Here is a 23,083-nt window from a genome sequence, read left to right as displayed (position 1 = left end):
GCTGAGAGAATAGCCGCATGGACGTCGCTCTGGGACTGCTCGTGCTGGTGGCGGTGGTGTGCGCCGGCAGTGCGCTGGGCAGGAAAATCAACGTTTCTGTTCCGTTGCTGCTGGTCCTGGCCGGAGTGGTTGGTTCTTTCCTGCCCTTCGTTCCGAGAATCGAGCTGAACCCGGAGCTGGTCCTGGTGGGGCTACTCCCGCCGCTGCTCTATGCGGCCGCCCTGCGGACATCCCTCTTTGACTTCGGCTCCAACCGCCGCGCCATCGCGCTGCTGTCCGTGGGGTACGTCATCTTCGGCACCATCTCCGTGGGATTGGTTGTCCATTGGCTGTTTCCCGAGATCCCGCTGGCTGCCGCCATCGCCCTGGGCGCCGTGGTGGCGCCGCCGGACGCCGTGGCGGCCACCGCCATCGCCCGCAAAGTGGGGATGCCGCGCAGGATCGTCAGCATCCTGGAAGGCGAATCGCTGGTTAATGATGCCACCGCGCTGGTGTGCCTCCGCGCCGCCGTCGCGGCGCTCTCCGGAACTGTGTCCGCGGCGGAAATCGCCGGAGACTTCATCCTGGCGGCAGGCGGAGGACTGGTGGTGGGCCTCGCGGCGGCCTATGTGCTCACCCAGCTCCGGCTGCGGATCCGCAACGTCGCCATCAACACCTCGACGTCGTTGATGGCACCTTTCGTTGCCTACCTTCCGGCGGAGGCGATCCACGCCTCCGGTGTGCTGGCGGTCGTGGTCACCGGCCTGATTATGGGCACCAAGGCGCCTTCCATGCCGAACGGCGCAGCCCGGGTGAGCCAGCGGAGCAACTGGGACACTGTGCAGTTCCTGCTGGAGAACTCTGTGTTCCTCCTCATCGGCCTGCAGGTCCGGACCATCATCGACGGCGTCCAGGACGATTCCCTGGGCTCTGCCCGCATCTGGGCAGGCTGCGCGGTAATCCTGCTGGCTGTGCTGGTGCTGCGGCCGGTGTGGGTGTTTCCCGCAACCTACCTGCCCCGGCTCATTCCCGCGGTGGCCCGCACGGATCCCGCGCCGCCGTGGCAGTTCCCCGCCATCATTTCCTGGGCCGGGATGCGCGGCGTGGTGACGCTCGCGGCGGTCCTCACGCTGCCGGAGGCCCTGGAACACCGGTCCGTGCTGATCTTGGCTGCCCTCGTGGTGGTGGCCGGTACCTTGGCCGCGCAGGGATTCAGCCTGCCCGCCCTGGTCAGGTTCCTCCGGGTCCAGGGCCCGGACCAGCGAGAGGATGCCCTCAGCCAGGCCTCGCTGATGCAGCAGGCCACGGCCGCGGGAGTGGAGAAGCTGCACGAACTGCGGACGGAGGATGATCCGCCTGAGGTGGTGGCGATGCTCAAGCGGCGGACGCAGGAGCGGGGGCTGGCGGCGTGGGAACGGCTGGGCCGGCCTACATCGGAAACGGCCACCCCCAGCCAGCGGTACGCCCAGCTGCGGCTAGCCATGCTGGAGGCGGAACGTGCAAAAGTGCTGGACCTGCGGCGAGGCGGCGAGTACGCCCACGAGGTCCTCAGCGAAGTCCTGGAACGGCTGGACGTTGAAGAGTCCATGCTCGACGCCACCCTCGACGAGCAGGACGTCACCGGCTCAGCGCGCACTGCCCGGCCCGGCGGCGGCTGCGATCACCTGGAATCGGCGCCCGACCCCGCAGTCCCGCGGAACCCTTACTGCGAGGCGTGCGTCCGCGAAGGCACCCCAACCGTGCACCTGCGGATGTGCCTGGAGTGCGGGAACGTGGGCTGCTGCGATTCCTCGCCCGGCACCCATGCCTCCAGGCACTTTGAGGAGACGGGCCACCCGGCCATGCGCAGCATCGAACCTGGCGAGGGCTGGCGCTGGTGCTATGTGGACGACCTGCTGGGGTGACCCCTGAAACAGGTACTCATACTCCTTTCCGGAGGGCCGGACGGCCTGCTGGGCGTGAGCTTCTAAAAAAACAGGTACTAACACTCCCGTAATCCGGCGTTAACATAGCGGCGTGAGACTTGATACATAGAGTCCACGCGACAGAGAGTCCACACGACTGGCCTTTCGCTACTGGGGGCAGCTACTCAACGAGGAGTCACGCAGGCATGAACAGTCATGAGCACCGCAATTCCCAATACGTCCGTCCGCTCGACCAAAGCCGCGAGCGCCCCGACCTGAGAAGCGTCCACGTCCGCGAGGACGTGGCCCGTTCGGGACGGTGCGGCAACGTCCATATGGCCACCGGCCGGACCTGCATCCTGCCGGAGCGCCATCATGGTTCCTGCGAATTCGTGGGGCCGCACGAGGCCGAGGGCATCGCAGGTCACTAGAGGGCATCCGCGTTCTACGTAAGAGAACGACGGCGGGCGGTCCCGCCGTCGTCCGTTCCCTAGCGGGAAGAACCGGCGCCGAAAGTCAGGCTGGGCTCATCCAGTGTGGCGAGGGTCAGCACGGCCTCCTCGACCGTGTCGTGGTCCTCAAGGTCGCGCTCTATCCGGCGCAGCGCCACGGCCACTTCGCGCTCGGGACGGTCACCCGTCATGTCCACGGCCGCCACCACGTATAGCTTGCGCGGCCCCACGAATTCGACATGCAGGTACGTGATCCGCTCGATCTCCGCGTGTTCCAGGATCCGGCGCCCCATGGACTCCTCGATGTCGGGGCTCACGCCCTGTCCCACGAGGAAACGGCGGTTCCTGTCGATCAGGACCACGGCAACGACACCGAGGAGGAGTCCCACGAGGATGGATCCTGCGGCGTCCGGAAGCGGCGATCCAGTGACCTGGTGGAGGAAGATCCCGCCGAACGCAATGACCAGGCCAATGAGCGCTGCCGAATCCTCCGCGAAGACGGCACGCAGGGTGGGATCGGAGCTCTTGAGCACCTGCTCCAGAGTGTTCCGGTCGAGATCCCTTGCGGCCTTCCGCGCCTGCCGGAACGCCTGGATGAAGGACACACCCTCCAGCACGAACGCGGCCGCAAGGACGGCGTAGGCGATGCCAAAGTCACCGGCCGGCTCTGGCGCGAAAATCTGCTGCACGCCGTGCATGATCGACACCACCGCCCCGGCCGTGAACAGGCCGAAAGCCGCGAACATGGACCAGACATAGGCCTCCCGGCCGTAGCCCATCGGGTGGGCCTTGTCGCGCTTTTTCTTCGACTTTTTCTCGGCGAGCAGCAGGAAAATCTGGTTTCCGGTGTCCGCCCACGAGTGGGCGGACTCGGCGATCATTGACGCTGAGCCGGTCAGGAGCGCGGCAATGGTCTTGGCGACGGCAACGAGAAGATTCGCCACGAAGGCGATGATCACGGTCATGCGCCCTGAACCGGCTTCCCGGATCCGATGGTGTGGGCCATGAAGCCCACCGTACCCAACACGGCTCCCGCCACCTAGGGCCGGGCCATTCTCAGGTGTCTGTGCAGTCCGTTCGGCCCGGTCATCTGCCGAATCCGAGGCCCTCTGAGGTCAGTCCGCCGGCAAGTTCCGAAGCCGTCGAGAGGACCCAGCGTTCGCCGTCCTGTTCGTAGCAGACCACCACAGACGCCTCCGCGTCCCGCGCGGCATCCATGGCAAGCAACAGTGCGTCCTCCATGTGGCGTGCGTGCTCCAGCCGTTCGGCCAGGCTGCCCAGGAGGTCGCTGTTGTCGATCAGGAAGTGTGCTTTGCCTTCCACGATGACCTTCAGCGAATATCCCTGTTCCTCATGGACGGATCCGCGGGTCGAGGCAATTTCCGTGACCTTATCGGCACGAACCAGGCTCTGGCTGATCGTGCGGATCCACACGTCACCCATGGAAGCTCCTTTGGTCGTGAGGAACGGGAGGCAGTGTCCTACGAAAGAAACGCTAGTCCTTGCAGGTCCGCTTGTAAGCCCCCAATTAGCCGATACTGCCTAATTTGGGGGACCCTTCAGACCCAAACAGGATTTCCCCAAGCTCTGACAGCGTTTTCCCCAAGCTCCCTCGTGGATATTGGAGCGCACCAAAGAAGCTCCACTCGGGATGGAGCGGTGCCGGCCCACATACGGGCCGGCTTGCGGCAAGGCCGGGTGAAAATGCTCCGGCTTCCGCTCTGCAGCTAGGCGGCACGGCTCTCCTTGGATGCCGCAGGTCTACTTTAGGGGGACACATGTTTCTCACGTTTTGGCGTTTTCGGCGGGCTATCACGCCCCACGCCTGGGCAATGGGCGGCGGCGCACTGCTGGTTATTTTCGTCGCCGCAATGGAAGTGGCGTTGCCCTGGCCAATGAAGATCATCGTTGACGACGTGTTGCAGCCCCGGGGCAATTCCAAGCCGGATCCGACGGCGGCGTACCTGGGGCTCGCCGGGCTCGGCCCGCTCCAGTTGCTCCTTCTCGCCGCATCGGCGCTTCTCACCATGACAGTGATGAATGCCGCGGCGGATTATCTGGGGACCCGGATCCTCAACGGCGTCGGCGAAAAGACCATGGCGGCCATCCGCGCCGACGTCTTTACCCACCTGCAGCGGTTGTCCCTGTCATTCCACGACAAGCAACGGCTGGGGGACCTGGTCACACGAACCACCACGGACGTTGATTACGTCCGCTCGCTCATGGTGTCCATGCTTTCCGTGCTGCTTCCCAACGTGTTCATTCTGGGGTTTGTCACCACCATCTGCGTACTCGTCGACCCGGCGTTCGCGTTGATCGGGATGGCAGTGGCACCGTTGCTGTTCGTGACGGTGCTCTTCTACCGGCGCCGCATCAAGAAGGCCTCCCGGGAGGCACGCAGCAAGGACAGCGACATAGCGGCGGCGATGTCGGAGACGTTCGCGTCCGTGCGGGTAATGCAGACCTACACCAGCGAAGCACGCCATGAGGAGGACTTCCGGTCACGGAATGACGGACGGATGAACGCAGGACTGAGGGTCATACGGCTTCAGTCATTGTTCTCGCCGCTGGTCGATGTCATCGCGACGTTGGGAACAGTACTGGTGCTCTGGATCGGCGCCCAGCGGGTGCTGGATGGAACCATGACACTCGGCCTGTTGCTGGTGTTCATCGCATACCTCAAGGCACTGTATTCGCCGATGAAGTCCCTGGCGAAACTGACAACCGTGATCAGCCGCGGCCAGGCCAGTGCCGAGCGCATCCAGGAAATCCTTGACACGGCGCCGGCCGTCTTCGACAAGCCGGACGCCCGCCCTGCCCCGCGGCTGAGCGGCGGCGTGGAGCTGCGTGGGGTCAGCTTCGGCTATCAGGGGCAGCACGATGTCCTGCACAGTATTGACCTCACGGCCGAGCCGGGCAGCCTGGTGGCCATCACGGGCCCCACGGGTGCCGGAAAATCGTCGCTGGTCAGCCTGATTCCCCGTCTCTACGACGCCACACAGGGGTCTGTGCTTCTCGACGGGCTGGACGTGCGGGACCTGCAGCTCGCCACCGTCCGCAGGCAGATTTCCATGGTGCTGCAGGAATCCATCCTGTTTCGCGGGACGATCTACGACAACATCGCCTACGGATCCGAGGGAGTCACCCGCGAGCAGGTGTTTGCGGCGGCCGAGGCGGCCCATGTGGACGAGTTCGTCCGGAACCTCCCGCAGGGATACGACACGCCGGTGGCCGAGCGCGGCGTTTCGCTCTCCGGCGGACAGCGTCAGCGCATCGCGATCGCCCGCGCCCTCGTGCGGAACACCCCCATCGTCATCCTCGATGAACCGACGTCGGGCCTGGATGCGATTTCCGAGCAGTACGTCATGCGTGGGCTCGACCGGCTCATGGCCGGACGCACAGTGATCGTCATTGCCCACAGGCTGTCCACGCTTAAGCGAGCCGACCACATTTACGTCCTCGACCACGGCCGGATTGTGGAAAGCGGCCGCCACGGGGATCTTGTGGCATCCGGCGGTCTCTACAGCCGGCTGGATGAACTTCAGCATTCACGGGAAACCCCGGCCCTGGCCCTGGTACAAACGGAGGCCAGCGCATGAGCACGCTCAAGCCCCCCACCTACGGTGCATTGCCCTGGCGGATCGGTCGCAAGGGCGCCCTCGAAGTCCTCCTGATCCACCGGCCTGCCCATGACGACTGGTCCATCCCCAAGGGCAAAGCCGAGCCGGGAGAATCCGGCAGGGAATGTGCGGCACGGGAAGTGCTGGAGGAAACCGGCTTTGAGTGCCGTCTTGGCGCGGAACTGCCCAGCATCCGGTATGAAGACAGCAAGAACAGGATCAAAACCATCCGTTACTGGGCAGCGGCGATGGAGTCAGGCAGCTTTACTGCCAACGACGAGGTAGACGCGGTCCGGTGGCTGTCTCTTCCGGCAGCCCTGCGCACCTTAACGGAGCCTCGGGACCGTCCTGCCATCATCTCCCTGGGCACCCAGCTCCAGATGCAGCTGGGCGTGCGCCCGGTGCCCGACCTGGAGAAAATGCTGCTCCTCGTCCGCGGCGCGCAAGTCACCAAACGAAACGAAGAGGGCAGTTCAGATGACGGCCGGATGCTGGCTGAGAATGGTGAATACGCCGCCCGAACACTGGCTGCTTTGGGGTCGATGTTCAAAATAGATCGGGTTGTGTCCGCCCCTTCTGCCCGGTGTGTCGAAACCGTCGCCGAGCTTGCCCGGCAGGAGTCCCTCGAAGTGGAGCGCTCAGACCACCTGACCGGGGGCAGCATCGCAGCGACCCTCGACCTGGTGGCAGAGGCCCGCGGGACGGGAACCGTGCTGTGCACGCATGAGGGCGTGATGGCGGGCGTTGTGGAGCACCTCATCCGCAACGACCGCACGGTGCTGAGTAAACGCTTCCGCGTCCGCAAGGGATCGGCCTGGGTGGTGACCGGCGACGACAGCCGCTACCACTCCGCCTACTACCTCCCGCTGTCTGCATCGGACTTCGGCAGCGGATCATAGCCCCGTGTCCCGCCATTGCGGCGGGGCGTACGCTCGGTTTGTGGACATTGTCGAATTCCTGTCCGAGCGCATCACCGAGGATGAGGCCGCGGCCCGGAAACTTCTCAGTGACAGGACCCTTTCCAAATCGGGCCAGTGGTACGAAAACCGCCTGCTGCTGGAGTGTGCGGCAAAGCGAAGAATTATCGGCATCATCGAGGCCGCCCGGCAGACGGCCTTGGCAACGCTGGTCAGCAACCCGTACGGGGATGGCTCCCAGTGGATTCCGGAGGCCCTTGAATGGACCACTCTGTCCCTGAACGCCCTGGCTCTCCCCTACGCCGACCATCCTGACTTCGAGCAGGACTGGCTGACCACCGGCCGGGCTTAGCCGGAGCCACTCCAGAGACGCCGCCACCATGGCCGCCGGGGTTCCGGCTCGGACAGGTCGGCATCGGCAGCGGCGACGGCGGACCGCCGCTCCTGCCAGCGCTGCACCTCGGCGTCGGCGTCGCGGGTCTTGGTGATCACGGGCGGGCCGCCCTGGAGCTGGCGCCGGGCATCGATGACGCGGGCGTTGAAGTCCTCCACGATGTCCCGCACCTGCTTCTCCGAGTACTGGGAATCCAGCCGGGCGTCCAGCTCTGCGTCCTCGGTCCGGAGGAGGATGGCCTTCGGTCCCATGCCGGTGATGTTCTCGCGCTGGATCAGGCCCTTGACCCACCAGTCGGGGTCGTATCCCTCCCCCAGGCCGGGGATCGGCTTGCCGGCGTATTTCAGGTTGTCGAACTTGCCCTGGGCCATGGCGTCCCGGATCAGGTATTCAACCCTGGCGGCGTCAGAGACCTTCTTGCGTTTCTGTCGCTCTTGCTCCTCCGCGGCGTCAAGCGCCGCTTCCTCCTCGGCCGTGATGCCGGCACCCCGAACGGCGCGCATCTCAGACAGCCGCTCCATCCTGCGCTTGAACTCGCCGGCTGCCCCGCCGCTCATCGTTCACCACCGTTCTCGTCCGCGAGTTGTAGCCCTGCCTTCCAGTATTCCGGCGTGCTGCGTGCCTTTCAATGGCACTGGCAGGAGCGGACGGCCAGGAGACGACGGCGGGAGGCATCCGCCGTCGTCCTCTTGCGTGGCGCGGCACTTGCGTAACGGTGAAATATCTGCGCGCGAACCGGTGTTGGCCCGGACATGACAACAATAGGAATCATCGGAGCAGGACACATTGGAAGCCAGGTTGCCCGCAAGGCGGTGCAGGTCGGCTACGACGTGGTGATCAGCAACTCCCGCGGACCGGAAACCCTGGCGGACCTGGTGGCTGAGCTGGGTCCCCGCGCGCGGGCCGCGACGCCCGCCGAAGCGGCGGCGGCTGGAGATATCGCCGTCGTCACAGTGCCGCTGAAGAGCCTCCGGGACATCCCCGTGGAGCCACTTGCGGGCAAGATCGTGATCGACACGAACAACTACTATTGGGAGCGCGACGGCCGCATGCCGGCCCTGGACAACGGCGAAGCCACCACCTCGGGGCTGGTTCAGGAGCACCTCTCCCAGTCAAAGGTAGCCAAGGGATTCAACCACATCCTGGCCAAGGACATCACCACCGACGGGACGCCGGCCGGCACCGCCAACCGCCGCGCGCTTGCCACCGCCAGCGACTTCCCGGAGGCCAGCGAGCTGGTGACAAAGCTCTACGACGAATTCGGCTTCGATACCGTGAACGTCGGCCCGCTGTCCGAGAGCTGGCGAGTGGAACGGGACCGCCCGGCCTACGTCGCGCGTCAGACCGCCGCCGAGCTCACCGCGAACCTGGCACGCGCACCGCGCACCATCTGACCAAAGGCCGCGTTGCCGTGCGGCACCCACGGGGCAGACGACGGCGGGACCTCCCGCCGTCGTCGTCCAAACGTTTGATGGGGGCTGAGATCCCCCTACATGGGATCAGGCCAGTTTCCGATTGCCTCGCGCGCGGGGACGGTAACGCCGCCCGGGGGGTCGCCGGCTGCCTGCGCGCCTTTAGCGGCAGCGCCGTCGGCACGCGGCGCCTGCCCGGTGGTATCCGGCACCTCCTGGCTGGCGGTGGCAGAGTCAGAGGTGGCGGGAAGCTCGGACCTCATATTTTTCATGACTGGATCGGTCCCTCCGGCACGTAGGTGGCGGCCGCCCAGCCCAGCGGGTGCAGACAACTCAAGCTGCGTGCACACACCCGGCCACCCGATGCAATAACACTACGGCGAACCCGCATCTGGATGAACCCGTAAGCGGTACCCGACTTTTCGATGCCGCCGATACTTGCTCCCTTGGGTTCGCGGCGCCGAACAGACCGCGCGGATCTACGCAAAACCTGCGGCTTCCCTGCGGCTTTCCTGCGACGCGGTTGCTAGTGTGACTCATCACACGGTGCCGCAACCACGTTTCCATGGGGGAAGAACATGCTTGATAACTCCGCTAGTCCAGCGCGTTCAAAAGCCGGCCGGCGGCCCACCGGGCTCAACTGAGGAACGAATGCAGCGTTCGAACCCCGGCAGGTGGGAAGATCCGTCCCCGGACCGTGTAGTCGTGTCGGCCGACGGCAGGCCCGTGCAGGTCCGGCGGTCGGCCAGCGGGCGGATCCCGCAATGGGCCCTTGACGAGGCCCTGGGAAATCTGGAGGAACCCTTGCCGTGGCGTTCGGGCCCGATGCCCGGACACAACATATATCCATACCACCCGGGCAAGCGGCCTGGCGGAATCCGCCCATGGCGCCGATGGCTGGCCATCGGATGCAGCCTCGTCCTGCTGGCGGGCCTGTACTTCACTCCGGCGTTGTTCGAACGCTATGTGCTGCCGGCCGTCCTCCCCTATCTCCCCGGCGCTCCGCTGCCACCCCCAGGCGTTGAAGCCTCCGACATTCCGCTGGGCCAGGCGCCGGCGGGCAGTGGGTCTCGCGCCTACAAGCTGCAGGAGTCCCCCGACCCCGGCCAGCCGTTCGCGGCCTACGATCCATGCCGCCCCGTCCACTACGTGGTCCGGCCGGATAACGCGCCGCCCGGGGCAGACCGGCTGATCCAGCAGGCCGTCATGGAGGTGTCAGCCGCAACCGGGCTGCGGTTCGTCTACGACGGCAGCACCACCGAGGCGCCCAGCGAGGAACGCGAGTCCTACCAGCCCGATCTGTACGGCAAGAGGTGGGCCCCGGTCCTGATTGGATGGTCCACTCCGGAGGAAAGCCCCGACCTGGCTGGGGACGTGGACGGGCTGGGTGGAAGCGGCTATGCCTACACTCCTGGCCGACCCTACGTCCTGGTCGCGGGCCAGGTGGAACTTGACGCCCCTGACCTCACCGAGATGCTGCAGTGGCCCGATGGTTCCGCCCATGTGCGTGCCGTCATCATGCACGAGCTCGGCCACGTTGTGGGACTCGACCACGTTGACGACCCGAAGCAGCTGATGTACCCGGAGGGTTCGGACATCACGGGATTCGCAGACGGTGACCGCGCCGGTTTGGCTCTCCTCGGCGCTGGAGCGTGCGTTCCGGAGCTGTGACGGACGCCGTCATTGGCCGCTGTCCATAGTGACAGGCTGTTAATTCCCTTTTTCCAGCGAATCTTCAGGAACGGTTCTTAGCTTTTATTACAGGCTCAGTCAACCGCGCGGCTGTCTGATCCTGCCGCTAGGAAAGCCCCCGAGATCCGCGTATTCGCAGGAGCGGGGGTCTTTCCGCGCCTGCGCACACCCTGTCAACACGCTTCCAGAGCCAGCACGGAGCCAGCACGGAGCCAACCTAGGAATACCTTGGCGCCGTCAGCCCCCGAGGGGGCCTGTTCGGGTCCCCTCTCCTGTTCAAGGTTTTCCGGAGCGAGCCGCCTCACGATGAGCGCGTCCTATCCCCTTTGAAACAGCAGGTGTGCCATGAAAACCTCAGACACAAGATCCGGCCCTGCAGCAACTGCAAAGCACGCAGGCCCCGCCCCCCAACCGAACCACAGCCACCGGCGCAGTCGCAGCGGCACGCGGTCCGGAACCTTCCGGCTCATCAGCGCCGCCACAGCCCTCGCTTTGCCGATTGCCGTGGGCCTCCCCGTGGTCAACGCAAACGCGGTGGTGGCGCCGGTGGGCCAGGGTTTCACCGTTACAGCCTCAGACCTGGCCTACATCCTCAAGCAAATCAAGATCGCGGAAGCCCACGTGGCCAACACCACCTCCGAGACCGGCCCCTGCGGGGCCCTCGTCGGGCCGGGCCCCAACCAGATCCCAGACGCGCTGACCTCCTATGGCCTGCGGACAGTCGACGGTTCATGCAACAACCTGATCAACGGCCGCGAGACCTTCGGCGCCGCTGACCAGAAGTTCCCCCGCTACACCACGCCGGTCTTCAATGATGCAGACCCCGTTCCGCCAGGTTTCGGTCCGGCCGGCCCGACCTCCTACAAGCAGAAGACAGGCAACGTCTTCGACAGCAAGCCGCGTGACATCTCCAACCTGATCGTGGACCAGACCTCCACCAACCCCGCCGCCGTTGCCGCAGCAGGCTTCCCCGTCCGGACCCAGGGCAATGTTGGCGTCCACCCGTGCACCACCGACCCCGATCCCCTGGCAACGCCGCCCGTGGACGGCGTTCCCGCCGGATGCGTGCCGTCGCACAACACGCTCTTCATCCCGAACGTCACCACCGACGTCGGGCTGTCGCCACCGTACAACTCGATGTTCACCCTGTTCGGCCAGTTCTTTGACCACGGCGTGGACCAGACCGTCAAGAGCGGCGGCAACGTCTTCGTGCCGCTCCGGGACGACGACCCGCTGGTCGCCGGACCGGACCACGTCTTCGGCAACGCGGATGACCTGCCCGCCAATCAGCGCTTCATGGTGCTGACCCGGGCGCAGAACCAGCCGGGCCCCGATGGGGTCATGGGCACCGCCGATGATGAACAGAATGCGACCAACACGGACTCCCCGTACGTGGACCAGTCCCAGACCTACACCTCCCACCCCTCCCACCAGGTGTTCCTGCGGGAATACGTGGACAACGCAGACGGCAAGCCGGTCTCGACGGGCAAGCTCCTCGGCGGGGAAGCCGGCACCAAGGCCGTTAACGGCATGGCCACCTGGGCCACTACCAAGGAGCAGGCTTCGAAGCTTCTTGGTATCCAGCTGCTCGACAAGGACGTGCTGAACGTCCCCCAGATCGAAGTCGACCCGTACGGCAAGTTCGTCCCCGGTCCCGCACGCGGGCTTCCGCAGTTCGTGACGGCAACGGGACTGGTTGAGGCCAACCGCGCCGACAATGGCAACCTGGGCACTCTGGTCCCGTCGAACGTGCTCTACTTCGACACTCCGTTCCTGACGGACATCGCCCACAACGCGGACCCGTCCCCGCAGGACACTGACCACAACCCATCCACCCCGCCGGTGGCTCCGGTGCCTGACGCGGACAACGTCGCCTCGGCCGATTTCGCCAGCCAGCCTCCGGGCACCTATGACGACGAGATGCTGAACGCGCACTTCACCGCCGGCGACGGCCGCGTCAACGAAAACATCGGCCTGAGCACCATCCACCAGGTTTTCCACTCCGAGCATGACCGTTTGGTGGAGGACTTCAAGAACACCCTGACCAACGACACCTCGGTCAAGGGCGTCGCGGCACTGGCCGAGTGGAAATTGGCTCTGGGCACGCCTGACGGCTGGAACGGCGAGCGCCTGTTCCAGGCCGCCCGCTTCGTCACCGAGATGGAGTACCAGCACCTGGTGTTCGAGGAATTCGCCCGCAAGGTCCAGCCCGCGATCCAGCCTTTCCACGTCTACCACACGGACATCAACCCGGCGATCCACGCCGAGTTCGCGCACGCGGTCTACCGGTTCGGCCACTCGATGCTGACCGAGACCATCGCCCGCACCAACCCGGACGGGAGCGACAACTCGATCCCGCTGCTGAACGGTTTCCTCAACCCGCCCTCGTACAGGGACGGCGGCACCGCCGGCGAGCTCACCTCGGAGCAGGCCGCAGGCGCAGTCGTTATGGGCATGAGCGACCAAACGGGCAACGAACTCGACGAATTCGTGACCGACACGCTTCGCAATAACCTGCTCGGCCTGCCCCTGGACCTGGCAACGATCAACATGACCCGCGCCCGGGAAGCCGGCGTTCCTCCCCTCAACGAGGTGCGCCGCCAGATCCACGACTCAACCGGGGACGGCCAGCTCACCCCCTACACCAGCTGGGCTGACTTCGGCCAGAACATCAAGCACCCCGAGTCGCTGATCAACTTCGTTGCGGCCTACGGCACCTACCCGAGCATCACCGGTGCAGCAACACTGGCTGACAAGCGGGCAGCTGCCAAGGCCATCGTGGACCCGGGCCCCGGCGCCACGCCTCCCACCGCCGACATGATGGACTTCATGAACAGCACCGGAGCGTGGGCCAACCAGGAGACCGGCCTGAACAAGGTGGACCTGTGGGTAGGCGGCCTCGCGGAGAAGACCAACCTCTTCGGCGGCCTGCTCGGCAGCACCTTCAACTACGTGTTTGAGAACCAGCTCACCGATCTCCAGAACGGCGACCGGCTGTACTACCTGGCCCGCACGCCCGGCATGAACCTGCGCACCCAGCTCGAAGGAAACAGCTTCGCCGAGATGATCATGCGCAACACCGACGGCACGAACACGCTGAAAGCCGACGTCTTCGCGACGGCCGACTGCAAGTTCCAGCTGAGCAACCTCGCCGGCACTCCGGAGGGCTACCTCGCTTCCGGACCCTCTGTCGCTGACGATCCTTCCACCCCTGACTGCAATGAAAACCTGCTGCTCCTGCGCAAGCCGGACGGCACCATCCAGTACCAGGAAAAGAACACCGTCGATCCGTCCGGCATCAACGGCCAGTCGGTCTACAACGGCACCGCCGCGGCGGACCGGGTAGCAGGCGGCAACGACAACGACACGATCTGGGGCAACGCAGGCAATGACGTCATTGAGGGCCAGGGCGGTGATGACGTTGCCTTGGGCGGCGACGGCAATGACCGCATCACGGACCTGTCCGGCGCCGACGTCCTCAAGGGCGGTCCCGGCAACGACTACACGAACGCCGGCATCGGCGACGACATCATGATGGGCGGCGACGGCCAGGACTTCATGAATGGCGGAGCCAACGACAATGAGACGTTCGCCGGACCCGGCAACGACTTCGTGCGGGCCGGTGACGGTGCAGACGCCGTGTTCGGCGACGGCGGGGACGACTGGATCCAGGGCGGCTCAGGCCAGGACCTGCTCCAGGGCGACCACGGCGCACCGTTCTTCGACGACCCTGCCCAGACCAAACCGGGCAATGACATCATGGTGGGCCAGGTGGGCGAAAACGACTACGACGCTGAAGGCGGCGACGACGTCATGGCCGCCAACGCCGCTATTGACCGGTTCGCCGGCGCCGCGGGATTCGACTGGGCGATTCACCAGTACGACACCGTCGGGGCCAACGATGACATGAAGATCAACCAGAACCTGGCGGGCGTCCCCCTCCAGCTGGTGGTCAACCGCGACCGCTGGCAGGAAACGGAAGCAAACTCCGGTTCGGCGTTCAACGATGTCATCAAGGGCGACGACGTAGTGCCCAGTGCCGTGGGCGGCGCAGGCTTTAGCGGCTGCGACGTCCTCGACCAGACGGGCATCGACCGCATCGCCGGCCTCGGTAACCTCCTCCCCGCTCCGAGCACCCCGCTCGCCCCGGTGGAAGCGGCATCCGCCATGGGGGCCTGCCCCCTCGACGGACCAGTCTGGGGAGACGGCAACATCCTCCTCGGCGGCCTCGGCAGCGACAGCATCGAAGGCCGCGGTGCCAACGACGTGATCGACGGTGACCGGTATGTCCAGGTACGCATCAGCGTGCGGACCAACCCGGCCGACCCGGCCACTGAAATCGGCAGCACCGACCTCATGGAGCACACCTACCAGGCGGGCAACACCCACACCCTGGAAGCGGACGTCGCTGCCGGTGTCATCGACCCGGGCAACCTGGTCGCCGTCCGGGAGGTCATCACACCAACCGCGGCGGACACCGCAGGCAACATCGACTCCGCGGTCTTCTCCGGACCGCAGGCCAACTACACCGTTACCACCACCGGCGGCGACGGCACCGTTGGCTCGGCGGGGTCAACCACCACGGTCACCGACAACGTCGGCGCCGATGGAACGGATACGCTGCGGAACATCGAACGGCTTGTCTTCTCCGACACCGTTGCCCCCGCGGCCCCGATCATCGGCCTGGCAGCAGCAGCAGGAGCGGGCCAGGCTACGGTCAACTTCACCCCCGGGGCTGGCGGCGTTGCCACCGGCTTCTCAGTGAAGGTCGTGGACGCAGCCGGCGCCCAGGTCGGTGCCCTTCGCACTGCACCGGCCGGCGCAACGAGCCTGGTTGTCACCGGGCTGACCAACGGAGCCGCGTTCCGGTTCCAGGTGTCGGCAACGAACGACCTCGGCACGAGTGCCTTCTCCGCTCTGTCCAATGCCGTGACTCCCAGTGCAGCGGTAGTCGCCGCAGCACCGGTCATGGGGGCCGTCACTCCGGGCAACGCCCAGGTCACTGTCAACTGGTCCGCGCCAGGGCCGGTCGCCAATGCCTCTGCGGTCACCGGATACGTTGTACGCACCTACGTCGGCACGAGCACCACGCCGACGCGCACGACGACGGTTGCCAACGTCACCAGCACGGTGATGGGAACCCTGATCAATGCAACCGGCTACACCTTTGATGTTGCGGCGATCAACTCCGTGGGCACCGGCCCGGCCTCCGCCCGGTCCGCACTGGCAACGCCGCGCACGGAGTTTGTGGCCCCGACGGTGACGGCCAGGACACCTGCCTCAGGTGCCCGCTCGGTCAGCCAGTCCGGAAACGTGACAGCGACATTCAGTGAACCAGTCGCAAATGTCAGCACCGGCACTGTCGTCCTGCGGCTCAACGGTTCGGCGACCCCGATCCCCGCCGCAGTGACGTACAACAACGCCACCCGGACGGCGACGCTGAATCCGAACGGGAACCTCCTGCCGGACCGTACCTACACGGCATCGATGTCCTCGATCCGTGACACGGCCGGCAATACGATCGCGTTCACGTCGTGGCAGTTCACTACGGGACCGGCACCCACAATGGTTTCGGTAACTCCGGGCATCAACGCCACGGGGGCCCGCCGCAATGCCAACATCACGGCACGGTTCAGTGAGAACGTCACCGGCATCTCGGCGGCGACAGTGACGGTCACCCGGGTATCCAACGGCGCAGGGGTCACGGCGGCTCTCGGCTTCAGCACGGCGAACCAAACCCTGACCATCAACCCAGGCGCCACCCTCCTGGCCAACACGCAGTACCGGGTCACGATAACCGGCGGCACAGGAGCCGTCCGCGACCTCGCGGGCAACCCGTTCGTCACCCGCACGTGGGTGTTCACCACGGGATCCGCCCTCTAGGCACCAGCGAGGGGCCTCATCACAAGAGAACGACGGCGGGAACCTCCCGCCGTCGTTCTCTTGCGTCTGGTCACATGTGCTCTGTCGGGGCTTTTCGATCCGGAGTCGCCTCAGGTTCCCCGCTGCGGTCCAGGACCTGCCACACGATCACCGATCCGGTGACGGCGGCGGCCACGATACCGGCGATCAGCCATGCGGTCCTGGAGGCCTGGCGGGTGGATCGGAGTTTCCGCTCCGCGCGGCTTAAGGCCTCCCGGACCTGGACACCGTCCACACCTCTGCTTAATCTGGTCATTTCCACCTTCCTTGACTCTGGCTGTTTTCGGTCAGCCTACTGGGCCGCTGAAAATATCCAAATAATAACCGGGATGGAAGGGTAAGCCGCCGGGCTCAGACCAGGCGCGGATGGCCCTAACGGCCTCGTCAGGCTTGTGCCGGGTTGTGCCACCAGCCTTCCCAAGCGGTGGACGTCAGCTGACCCTGGGGGAACTCAGCGACAGCACTGGTTTCGCCGGATTGACGGCTTCCATCTTTCTGGCGGGAACTGAGAAACAGGCTCAAGCTACTCCGAAGCATTGTTATTCCTTTCGATGCGTCACGCGGATCACGTTTTACAAGTAGGAATTAGCGTAGCCAGAGCTTGTTTCATGGCGTCGACTGAACGTTTCAGCTTTGTATCCAGAAGCTCACATGCCACCGCAAGACGACGGCATGTGGCTCCGCTCCAAAGGCACTTGACGCTTCAACTTTCTGGATGTAGATTTAGTTGTAGCTTCAAGTATTGATCCTCCAGCAGAACAGAATCTGATGAAAACCCTCCTGGCCCGCATATTCGGAAAGAAGACCACCATGACGAACATCACCATCATCGGCAACGGCAACATGGCCCGAGGCATCGCCACTCGCGCCCTGGCCGGAGGCCAGAGCGTAGAGATCCTCGGGCAGGACGCCGCCAAAGCGCAGGAACTGGCCCGCGAACTCGGCGCCGGCGTCACCTTCGGCACCACCGCGGACGCTCCGCAGGGAAGCATCGTGGTCCTGGCCGTCCCGTTCGAGGCCGCAAAATCCGTGGTCACCGCCTTAGGCCACACCCTGGCCGGCAAGACCATCGTGGACATCACCAACCCGGTGAACTTCGAAACCTTTGACTCCCTGGTGGTCGAGCCCGGCACCTCCGCGGCCGAGGAAATTGCCAAGCTCGTCCCGGCAAGCTCGAACGTGGTCAAGGCCTTCAACACCACCTTCGCCGGCACCCTGGTCGCCGGGGTATCGGGCGGCCGGCCCCTGGATGTCTTCGTCTCCGGAGACAACGCCGACGCCAACGCTGCTGTCAGCAGCTTCGTCAGCGCCGGCGGCATGCGCCCCCTGGTTGTCGGCCCGCTCAAGCGCGCCCGCGAACTCGAAGGATTCCAGTTCGTCCTCATGACCATGCAGGCCAACCCCGAGTTCGCCGACTTCAACTGGGACACTGGGCTGCAGGTCACCAAGTAGAAGCAGCCGGCGCAAGATCGCCCCGCTGGGCCGTAACACGTCCGGCGGGCGACGGCGACGCGGGACTAAGATCCACTGACGACGGAAATCCTCAAAGGATTATCAATAGTGCTCATGACCCTGTCGGTTACTTCGTCGATCCGGCCGAGGCCGTCAACCTGTGTCAGGATGCCGCGCTCCACATACTTCGCCACCACCGCTTCGGTCTGCCCGTGGTACAGGTCCAGCCGGTGCCGGATCACGGCTTCGGTGTCGTCGCTGCGGCCGGTTTCCTTGGCACGGCCCAGCAGGCGGGTGACCAGTTCCCCGTCGTCAGCCGTCAGCTGCAGGACGACGTCCAGTTTGTGCCCGCTGATGGCGAGGATCGAGTCAAGGTAGCCCACCTGCGCTGTCGTGCGGGGGTAGCCGTCAAGGAGGAAGCCGTGGCCGACGTCATCCTGGCTGAGACGGCTGCGCACCATCTCGTTGGTGACGCTGTCCGGAACGAAATCCCCGTTGTCCATGTACTTCCTGGCCTCAACGCCGAGGGGCGTCTCCCCTTTGACGTTGGCGCGGAAGATGTCGCCGGTTGAGATCGCAACAACGCCGAGGCGTTCCGAGATCCGTTCCGCCTGCGTTCCTTTGCCCGAGCCGGGCGGGCCAATAATCAGCATTCTCGTCATTCAAGTAACCCTTCGTGGTGCCGGTGAAAACTTGTGTTTGGTCCTGAAGCAGGTCTAGAAGAACCCGAGTTTGTTCTCGGAGTGGCTGACCAGGAGGTTCTTGGTCTGCTGGTAGTGGTCCAGCATCATGGCGTGGTTTTCACGTCCGATGCCGGAGGACTTGTAGCCGCCGAACGCGGCGCCGGCCGGGTAGGCGTGGTAGTCGTTGACCCACACGCGGCCGGCCTGGATCTCGCGGCCGGCGCGGTAGGCGACGTTGCCGTTGCGGGACCAGACGCCGGCGCCGAGCCCGTAGAGGGTGTCGTTGGCGATGCCCATGGCGTCGTTGTAGTCGCTGAAGCGTGTCACGGAAACGACGGGGCCGAAGATTTCCTCCTGGAAGATCCGCATTTTGTTGTGGCCTTCGAAGATGGTGGGCTGGACGTAGAAGCCGCCGGCCAGGTCACCGTCGAGTTCCGTCTGGTTCCCGCCGGCGAGGACCTTGGCGCCCTCCTGCTTTCCGATGTCGATGTAGGAAAGGATTTTCTCCATCTGGCCTGTCGAGGCCTGGGCGCCGATCTGGGTTTCGGTGTCCAGCGGGTTGCCCTGGATGATCTTCTGGGTCCGGGCCACGGCGTCGGCCATGAAGGAGTCGTAGATGCCTTCCTGAACCAGCGCGCGGGAGGGACTGCTGCAGACTTCACCCTGGTTGAACGCGTACAGGGTGAACCCCTCGAGCGCCTTGTCGTAGAAAGCGTCATTGGACTCGGCGACGTCGTTGAAGAAGATGTTGGGGCTTTTGCCGCCCAGCTCCAGCGTGACCGGGATCAGGTTGGCGCTGGCGTACTGGCTGATCAGCCGGCCGGTGGTGGTCTCCCCGGTGAAGGCGATCTTGCGGATCCGCGGGCTGGACGCCAGCGGTTTACCCACCTCCGCACCGAATCCGTTGACGATGTTCAGAAGTCCCGCGGGAAGCAGGTCGGCGATGAGTTCGGCGAGGACCAGGATGGAAGCCGGCGTATTCGAAGCGGGCTTGAGGACAACCGCGTTGCCGGCAGCGAGGGCCGGCGCCATTTTCCAGACGGCCATGAGGATGGGGAAGTTCCAGGGGATGATCTGGCCCACCACCCCGAGGGGCTCGTGGAAGTGGTATGCGGTGGTGTCCTCGTCGAGCTGTGACAGCCCGCCTTCCTGGGCGCGGACGGCGGAGGCGAAGTAGCGGAAGTGGTCGGCGGCGAGGGGGATGTCCGCATTCAGGGTTTCGCGGATCGGCTTGCCGTTATCCCAGGTTTCGGCAACGGCCAGCAACTCCAGGTTCGCGTCGATCCGGTCGGCAATTTTGTTCAGGACAGCGGCGCGTTCGGCGGCCGAAGCCTTGCCCCACGCCGGGGCGGCCTTGTGGGCTGCGTCCAGTGCCAGCTCTACGTCCGCTGCTGCGCCGCGGGCCACCTCGGTGAATTGCTTGCCGTTCACGGGTGAGACGTTCTCGATGTATTGGCCGGTAGTGGGAGCCACCCATTCGCCGCCGATCCAGTTCTCGTAGCGGTCCTTGAACTGGACCTTGGATCCTTCTTGGCCGGGCTGTACATAAACAGTCATGGTTACTCCTCTGGAAAATCAGACGTCTTCGTCCTGCCCCCACGCTAGGGGACCAGAGGTTGCGACCAGGCTGCAAGGGCGCCTGACGGCTGCTATTCAGACCGCCATAAAGGGGCAAAACGCAAGCGAACGACGGCGGGAAGTCCCGCCGTCGTTCGCTTGCGTTTTGCGTTACTGACCGTCCGTGATGAACCGGGGTCAGGCTTGGGACTTTTCGGTGAGGATGGACCGGTAAATTCCAGTATGGTCCAGGTCGCCGTCACCTGCCGCGATCATGACTTCGAACGCATCCCGGACGCTTGTGGAGAGCGGCAGCTCCAGGCCGGCGTCCTTCGCAATCTCCGCAATGAAGCTGAGGTCCTTGAGCTGGTTTTTCGCGGATCCTCCGCCTTCAAAGTCCGCGTGGATCCAGCGTCCTCCCTTTTGCCGGAGCACCTCTGAGTTGGCCAATCCGCCCGCCAGGATGGATTGCACCTTCTGGAGGTCAAGGCCGGTGGTGGCGGCCAGGGCCATCGCTTCGGCCAGGGCCGTGACAGTGGCGGCGACAACGATCTGGTTGCACGCCTTCACTGTTGACCCCGCGCCGGTCTTGCCGAACAGGACCACCGTGGAACTGTAGAGCTCGAAGAGCGGCGTAAGGCGGCCCACGACGTCCGGTGGGCCTCCGACCATCGTGCTCAGACGCCCCTCCTCCGCCCCGATGGTTCCGCCGCTGAGGGGTGCGTCGAGGACGGTCAGTCCGTAATCGCGCCGGCAATCCTCGGCAAACTCTGCGACTGCCACCGGCGACACGGTCCCGTGAACCACCAGGACCGGGTTCCTGATTCCGGCAGCTTCCCACCCGGCCAGCAGGCCGTTCTCCCCGGGGAGGAGGGCCGCGACCTGGGGCAGGTCAGGCAACACTGTGAGTACCACCTCTGCGGCGGCGTCCGCCGGGGAACCGGCGACCCTGCCGCCGGAAATGGCTCTGGCCTTGGCTGCCGTGCGGTTCCAGAGCGTCAGCGGAACGCCGCCGCTGAGGATGTTCCGGGCGATCGGTGCCCCCATCGGCCCGGTGCCGCACAGCGAGACGGAAAACGGGAAGCCGGGCAACTGCTTCTGGGTGTTGGTCGGTGTCGTCATGTGGCTTAGAAGGGGATGAGTCCGGCGAGGGCGGGCAGGAAGGTGCTGAACCACGGGACGGCGGCAAGCACAAGCAGCCCCAGGAAGACCGCGATGAGGTAGGGCCAGAAGTGTTTGAGGCTCTTTTCCACGGTTTCGTGTGCGGTTGCACAGGCGACGTAGAAGCCGACTCCCGCCGGTGGGGCGAATGAGCCGATGCCCATGGAAATGATCAGCACCATGGCGTACTGCACCGGGTTGACGCCGAAGTCGGTAGCGATCGGCAGGAGCAGCGGCGCGAAGATCAGGACCGCCGGAAGGCCCTCGAGCAGCTGGCCCATGATGATCAGCAGCACAACGGTGAACAGCATGAACAGCACGGGTGAGTCACCAAGGCCGGACATGAGGTCATGGATCTGCTGGGAGACGCCGGCGAGGGCAAGCGTCTGGGCGAGCGGGGACGCGGCGGCGATGATGAACAGGACCATGCCCGCCGTCGTTGTCGTTTCCCGCAGGGTGTCGCCTAGGAGTTTCTTGCTGCCGCGCCGGTAGGCGGCGGCGAGGATGAAGGCGTAGGCGACGGCCACAGAGGACACCTCGGTGGGTGTCGCGAAGCCACTCAGGATTCCGACCACCATGCCGACAGGGAGCAGGAGGGTGGGAATGGCGAAGAACGTCGCCGATCCCCGTGCGCGCCAGGTGGCCTTGGGGCTGGCGACGCCGCCCTGCTTGCGGGCCCGGAAGAATACGAGACCCATGACCACGAGGGCCAGGAAGGCTGCGGGAACGAATCCGGCCAGGAACAGGGTGGTGGTGGAGATGGTGGTGATGGATCCAAGGATGAGGAGCACAATGCTCGGCGGAATGGTTTCGCCCATGATGGCCGAGGCGGAGAGCACAGCGACGACCTCGCCGCGGGGGTACTTGCGTTCCTCGAGCATGCCGCGCATCGTGGTGCCCACGGCGGCAACGTCCGCCACCTTGGAGCCGGAGATGCCGGAGAAGATGTACATGGTCACGACGACCACCTGAAGCAGGCCGCCGCGCAGGTGCCCGATGAGCGCGTCGACGAGTTTGGCCAGCGGAAGCGTAAGGCCGGCGGAGTTCATGACTGTGCCGGCGAGGATGAAGAACGGGATTGCCAGGAGAACGAAGCCCTTGGCCCCTGACGCCATCCCGATCGGGATGGCACTGACCTCGGAGATGCCGCCAAGGTAGAGGTAGATGCCGGACGCCAGCGCCAGGACGAACGCAATCGGCAGGCCAAGAAACAGCAGAACAAAGAGCGCAACGAGCACGACGGCGAGGAGGGCGTTGGGTGAAACGTAGTAGAAAAGGGGCTGGGACACCAGCACGGCTGCGGCCAGGATTGCTGTAATGCCTGCGGCCACGAGAACGGTCCGGCGTTCCTGCCGCCAGAGTTTCAGGACAGCGAACCAGGCGATGAGCACCATGCCGATCGAGAACGGCAGCGAGACCCAGAAGACCGGCAGCTGAAGGATCGGTGTCTTCTCTTCGATCTGCTGGACGAGGGTCGGCACGAACAGCGCAAACGCTCCCGCGCTCATGACGAAGACGAGGCAGTCGACGAGGGCGGCCAGGTACGGCTTCCAGCTCGCCGGCAGGCGCATGATGAGCGCCTGGACGGACATGTGCGCACCCTTGGGATACGCGATGGCACCGCCGATGAAGGCGATGGTCAGCAGGGCGATTTCAGATACTTCCTGGGTCCAGAGCACCGAATCACCGGTGACCACCCGGACCGTGATGTTCAGCAGGATGACGACGAGCTCGGCGAGGATCGCCGCGCCCACAATCCCTTCCAGGGTCTTGTCGAGCCAGACGGCCCCGCTCCAGCGCGGTGCGACGTGCCCGTGGTGGAGGATTTCTTCCGCGTCAGACGGAAGGACCTCTTCGAGTTCCCTGGGGGCGAGTGTGTGTTCCATGTTCTTCCAGACTGTCAACGTTGAGAGCGGGGGTGTTCGGCTGAGGGCCGGA

18 protein-coding genes are annotated in these 23,083 nt (G+C 65.0%); 9 read left to right on the top strand and 9 right to left on the bottom strand.

The annotated features are described in order from the left end of the window. Positions 1 to 17: 17 nt before the first annotated feature. Both LQ144_RS10125 and LQ144_RS10120 read left to right on the top strand, forming a co-directional pair. Positions 18 to 1,883, top strand: a complete 1,866-nt coding sequence (locus tag LQ144_RS10125; protein ID WP_230118576.1) for a Na+/H+ antiporter — start codon at positions 18 to 20, stop codon at positions 1,881 to 1,883. Positions 1,884 to 2,089: 206 nt separating this feature from the next. Next, positions 2,090 to 2,314: a hypothetical protein gene (locus LQ144_RS10120; protein ID WP_230118575.1), complete on the top strand. Its 225-nt coding sequence runs from the start codon at positions 2,090 to 2,092 to the stop codon at positions 2,312 to 2,314. 59 nt (positions 2,315 to 2,373) lie between these two features. Here the strand turns inward: LQ144_RS10120 and LQ144_RS10115 are convergent, their stop codons facing one another. Continuing rightward, positions 2,374 to 3,300 (bottom strand): cation transporter, encoded by a 927-nt coding sequence (locus tag LQ144_RS10115; RefSeq protein ID WP_230118573.1) that lies wholly within the window; start codon positions 3,298 to 3,300, stop codon positions 2,374 to 2,376. 121 nt (positions 3,301 to 3,421) lie between these two features. After that, positions 3,422 to 3,778: a hypothetical protein gene (locus LQ144_RS10110; RefSeq protein ID WP_230118571.1), complete on the bottom strand. Its 357-nt coding sequence runs from the start codon at positions 3,776 to 3,778 to the stop codon at positions 3,422 to 3,424. Between the two features lie 335 nt (positions 3,779 to 4,113). Between LQ144_RS10110 and LQ144_RS10105 the strand changes: the two genes are divergently transcribed. The 3 genes from LQ144_RS10105 to LQ144_RS10095 are packed head-to-tail and all read left to right on the top strand — an operon-like array spanning position 4,114 to position 7,224. Then, complete coding sequence (locus LQ144_RS10105) at positions 4,114 to 5,934, top strand: ABC transporter ATP-binding protein (protein ID WP_230118570.1); 1,821 nt, start codon at positions 4,114 to 4,116, stop codon at positions 5,932 to 5,934. Then, on the top strand, positions 5,931 to 6,854 hold the full coding sequence (locus LQ144_RS10100; protein WP_230118568.1) for an NUDIX hydrolase: 924 nt from the start codon (positions 5,931 to 5,933) through the stop codon (positions 6,852 to 6,854). Before LQ144_RS10105 ends, LQ144_RS10100 begins: the two co-directional genes overlap by 4 nt. 40 nt (positions 6,855 to 6,894) lie before the next feature. Then, positions 6,895 to 7,224, top strand: coding sequence for a DUF6221 family protein (locus LQ144_RS10095; protein WP_230118567.1), 330 nt, complete (start codon positions 6,895 to 6,897; stop codon positions 7,222 to 7,224). Here the strand turns inward: LQ144_RS10095 and LQ144_RS10090 are convergent. Next, positions 7,221 to 7,823: a DUF1992 domain-containing protein gene (locus LQ144_RS10090; RefSeq protein WP_230118565.1), complete on the bottom strand. Its 603-nt coding sequence runs from the start codon at positions 7,821 to 7,823 to the stop codon at positions 7,221 to 7,223. The genes LQ144_RS10095 and LQ144_RS10090 overlap by 4 nt on opposite strands. 195 nt (positions 7,824 to 8,018) lie before the next feature. Between LQ144_RS10090 and LQ144_RS10085 the strand changes: the two genes are divergently transcribed. After that, positions 8,019 to 8,660: an NAD(P)-binding domain-containing protein gene (locus tag LQ144_RS10085; RefSeq protein ID WP_230118563.1), complete on the top strand. Its 642-nt coding sequence runs from the start codon at positions 8,019 to 8,021 to the stop codon at positions 8,658 to 8,660. Between the two features lie 95 nt (positions 8,661 to 8,755). Here the strand turns inward: LQ144_RS10085 and LQ144_RS10080 are convergent, their stop codons facing one another. Beyond that, positions 8,756 to 8,950 carry a hypothetical protein gene (locus LQ144_RS10080; RefSeq protein WP_230118561.1) on the bottom strand — a complete coding sequence of 65 codons (195 nt, stop codon included), beginning with the start codon at positions 8,948 to 8,950 and terminating at the stop codon, positions 8,756 to 8,758. Between the two features lie 379 nt (positions 8,951 to 9,329). Here LQ144_RS10080 and LQ144_RS10075 point away from each other — a divergent pair, with 379 nt between their 5' ends. Beyond that, on the top strand, positions 9,330 to 10,349 hold the full coding sequence (locus LQ144_RS10075; protein ID WP_230118559.1) for a matrixin family metalloprotease: 1,020 nt from the start codon (positions 9,330 to 9,332) through the stop codon (positions 10,347 to 10,349). Positions 10,350 to 10,715: 366 nt separating this feature from the next. Then, complete coding sequence (locus tag LQ144_RS10070; protein ID WP_230118557.1) at positions 10,716 to 16,253, top strand: peroxidase family protein; 5,538 nt, start codon at positions 10,716 to 10,718, stop codon at positions 16,251 to 16,253. Between the two features lie 70 nt (positions 16,254 to 16,323). Here the strand turns inward: LQ144_RS10070 and LQ144_RS10065 are convergent, their stop codons facing one another. Beyond that, the gene (locus tag LQ144_RS10065; RefSeq protein ID WP_230118555.1) at positions 16,324 to 16,548 is read right to left on the bottom strand and encodes a hypothetical protein; all 225 of its coding nucleotides are present in this window, start codon (positions 16,546 to 16,548) and stop codon (positions 16,324 to 16,326) included. Positions 16,549 to 17,060: 512 nt separating this feature from the next. Between LQ144_RS10065 and LQ144_RS10060 the strand changes: the two genes are divergently transcribed. Beyond that, on the top strand, positions 17,061 to 17,744 hold the full coding sequence (locus tag LQ144_RS10060; RefSeq protein WP_290369750.1) for an NADPH-dependent F420 reductase: 684 nt from the start codon (positions 17,061 to 17,063) through the stop codon (positions 17,742 to 17,744). Positions 17,745 to 17,809: 65 nt separating this feature from the next. On the opposite strand, the gene LQ144_RS10055 is transcribed toward LQ144_RS10060, so the two are convergent. The 4 genes from LQ144_RS10055 to LQ144_RS10040 all read right to left on the bottom strand — a co-directional run bounded on the left by LQ144_RS10055 (position 17,810) and on the right by LQ144_RS10040 (position 23,031). Beyond that, a complete protein-coding gene (locus LQ144_RS10055; protein WP_230118614.1) occupies positions 17,810 to 18,397 on the bottom strand; it encodes an adenylate kinase in 588 nt (195 codons plus the stop codon). Positions 18,398 to 18,460: 63 nt separating this feature from the next. Further along, on the bottom strand, positions 18,461 to 19,984 hold the full coding sequence (locus LQ144_RS10050; protein ID WP_230118553.1) for an aldehyde dehydrogenase family protein: 1,524 nt from the start codon (positions 19,982 to 19,984) through the stop codon (positions 18,461 to 18,463). A 198-nt stretch (positions 19,985 to 20,182) separates the two neighbouring features. Further along, positions 20,183 to 21,106, bottom strand: a complete 924-nt coding sequence (locus LQ144_RS10045; RefSeq protein ID WP_230118552.1) for an NAD(P)-dependent oxidoreductase — start codon at positions 21,104 to 21,106, stop codon at positions 20,183 to 20,185. Between the two features lie 5 nt (positions 21,107 to 21,111). Beyond that, positions 21,112 to 23,031 (bottom strand): TRAP transporter large permease subunit, encoded by a 1,920-nt coding sequence (locus LQ144_RS10040; RefSeq protein ID WP_230118551.1) that lies wholly within the window; start codon positions 23,029 to 23,031, stop codon positions 21,112 to 21,114. Positions 23,032 to 23,083: the final 52 nt, after the last annotated feature.

The organism is Arthrobacter sp. Bi83 (assembly GCF_918698095.1).
Taxonomy (GTDB): domain Bacteria; phylum Actinomycetota; class Actinomycetes; order Actinomycetales; family Micrococcaceae; genus Arthrobacter.
Note: the sequence above shows the minus strand (reverse complement) of the source record. Positions and strands in the feature narration are given on the sequence as shown.

What these genes read in the sequence shown, in the direction of transcription:
- LQ144_RS10120 (WP_230118575.1), top strand. Translation starts at nt 2,090, where the DNA reads ATGAACAGTCATGAGCACCGCAATTCCCAATACGTCCGTCCGCTCGAC.
- LQ144_RS10075 (WP_230118559.1), top strand. Translation starts at nt 9,330, where the DNA reads ATGCAGCGTTCGAACCCCGGCAGGTGGGAAGATCCGTCCCCGGACCGT.
- LQ144_RS10115 (WP_230118573.1), bottom strand. Translation starts at nt 3,300, where the DNA reads ATGACCGTGATCATCGCCTTCGTGGCGAATCTTCTCGTTGCCGTCGCC.
- LQ144_RS10090 (WP_230118565.1), bottom strand. Translation starts at nt 7,823, where the DNA reads ATGAGCGGCGGGGCAGCCGGCGAGTTCAAGCGCAGGATGGAGCGGCTG.
- LQ144_RS10060 (WP_290369750.1), top strand. Translation starts at nt 17,061, where the DNA reads ATGAAAACCCTCCTGGCCCGCATATTCGGAAAGAAGACCACCATGACG.
- LQ144_RS10055 (WP_230118614.1), bottom strand. Translation starts at nt 18,397, where the DNA reads ATGCTGATTATTGGCCCGCCCGGCTCGGGCAAAGGAACGCAGGCGGAA.
- LQ144_RS10040 (WP_230118551.1), bottom strand. Translation starts at nt 23,031, where the DNA reads ATGGAACACACACTCGCCCCCAGGGAACTCGAAGAGGTCCTTCCGTCT.
- LQ144_RS10085 (WP_230118563.1), top strand. Translation starts at nt 8,019, where the DNA reads ATGACAACAATAGGAATCATCGGAGCAGGACACATTGGAAGCCAGGTT.
- LQ144_RS10105 (WP_230118570.1), top strand. Translation starts at nt 4,114, where the DNA reads ATGTTTCTCACGTTTTGGCGTTTTCGGCGGGCTATCACGCCCCACGCC.
- LQ144_RS10050 (WP_230118553.1), bottom strand. Translation starts at nt 19,984, where the DNA reads ATGACTGTTTATGTACAGCCCGGCCAAGAAGGATCCAAGGTCCAGTTC.
- LQ144_RS10125 (WP_230118576.1), top strand. Translation starts at nt 18, where the DNA reads ATGGACGTCGCTCTGGGACTGCTCGTGCTGGTGGCGGTGGTGTGCGCC.
- LQ144_RS10065 (WP_230118555.1), bottom strand. Translation starts at nt 16,548, where the DNA reads ATGACCAGATTAAGCAGAGGTGTGGACGGTGTCCAGGTCCGGGAGGCC.
- LQ144_RS10070 (WP_230118557.1), top strand. Translation starts at nt 10,716, where the DNA reads ATGAAAACCTCAGACACAAGATCCGGCCCTGCAGCAACTGCAAAGCAC.
- LQ144_RS10080 (WP_230118561.1), bottom strand. Translation starts at nt 8,950, where the DNA reads ATGAAAAATATGAGGTCCGAGCTTCCCGCCACCTCTGACTCTGCCACC.
- LQ144_RS10110 (WP_230118571.1), bottom strand. Translation starts at nt 3,778, where the DNA reads ATGGGTGACGTGTGGATCCGCACGATCAGCCAGAGCCTGGTTCGTGCC.
- LQ144_RS10100 (WP_230118568.1), top strand. Translation starts at nt 5,931, where the DNA reads ATGAGCACGCTCAAGCCCCCCACCTACGGTGCATTGCCCTGGCGGATC.
- LQ144_RS10045 (WP_230118552.1), bottom strand. Translation starts at nt 21,106, where the DNA reads ATGACGACACCGACCAACACCCAGAAGCAGTTGCCCGGCTTCCCGTTT.